The sequence below is a fragment of the Hansschlegelia beijingensis genome (assembly GCF_045505405.1).
GTDB classification, from domain to species: Bacteria; Pseudomonadota; Alphaproteobacteria; order Rhizobiales; family Methylopilaceae; genus Methylopila; species Methylopila beijingensis_A.
In genome coordinates this window covers 1-1,103 of sequence record NZ_JBJKEX010000570.1, presented here as the reverse complement: position 1 = coordinate 1,103, position 1,103 = coordinate 1, and the positions used below count along the sequence as shown (strand labels likewise).

The window sequence follows — 1,103 nt, the reverse complement described above, 5'->3', positions numbered from 1 at the left end:
ACGCGGCAACCCTTACGACAACGCCAAAGCGGAGAGCTTCATGAAGACGCTCAAGGCGGAGGCAGTCTATCCGATGGCTTACGAGACCTTCACCGACGTCGCCGAGAGCCTTCCGACCTTCATCGACGACGTCTACAACGCCAAGAGGCTTCACTCGGCGCTCGGCTACCTCAGCCCGCGCCAGTTCGAGGATCACCACGCCCGGCAGACGGTCCAAACCGGAGCCTGACGGCTGTCCGGCTTAAGGGGCCCACTCCAGGGGGCAATCGGATCTGGATCCAGTCGTGACGCTCTGCGAGAGATATGCGGTCTCCCTGGGCGGTGTTCTTGCGGAGATGCGTCGCGGCAATCTCTCTGTGGCAGCGCTTCGGCGCGGGAGCACGGGTCTGCGAGCTCTACTCGTCCGTGTTCCCGACTTCCTGAACGTTCTGGAGCAGCTACAAGTAGCTGCCTGAGGAAGCGCCTGCGCGCGGGTCAAACACCGAACCGACTCATCCTTAGGCCCCTAGGGCCCGGACCCATTAAGGGGTTTGCAGATCGAGTGAAGCGTGATTCAGAGGCGTCCTCGAGGGAGAACGCCGATGGGATCGGACTGCTTCTGGCTGACGGACGAGCAGTTCGCGCGTCTTGAGCCGCATCTGCCGACGAAGACGCGCGGCGTTGCTCGTGTCGACGACCGGCGGGTGATCAGCGGCATCGTGCACGTGCTGAGGTCGGGCGGCCGCTGGGCCGACGCTCCGGCCGTCTACGGACCGCGCAAGACCCTCTACAACCGCTATGTCCGCTGGGCCGTCAAAGGCGTGTGGCGCAAGCTGTTCCTGACGCTTGCAGCCGAGGCCGGACCGCCGGCGCACGTCATGATCGACAGCTCAGCCGTGAAGGCCCACCGCTCAGCGGCCGGCGGTAATCGACCGCTTCGTCGACCTGTCGGAAGTGCGCCGGGATCTGGCTCCGTTCTACAGCTCGATGGGGCGTACCTCGATCGACCCGGAACTCCTGATCCGGATGCTGCTGGTGGGCTACTGCTCCGGAGTCCGGTCTGAGCGGCGACTGTGCGAGGAGGTTCACCTGAACCTCGCCTATCGCTGGTTCTGCCGGCTCGG

General features: G+C 64.6%; 1 protein-coding gene and 2 pseudogenes. All 3 read left to right on the top strand.

The genetic code is table 11. From position 1 onward, the window contains the following. The coding region (locus ACIKT0_RS18775) for an integrase core domain-containing protein (RefSeq protein ID WP_407106820.1) at positions 1–229 on the top strand (229 nt) is incomplete at its 5' end. 352 nt (positions 230–581) lie between these two features. Then, a pseudogene (locus ACIKT0_RS18770) lies at positions 582–905 on the top strand (IS5 family transposase); the annotation flags it as partial. A 1-nt stretch (position 906) separates the two neighbouring features. Next, positions 907–1,103, top strand: a pseudogene (locus tag ACIKT0_RS18765) (transposase); the annotation flags it as partial.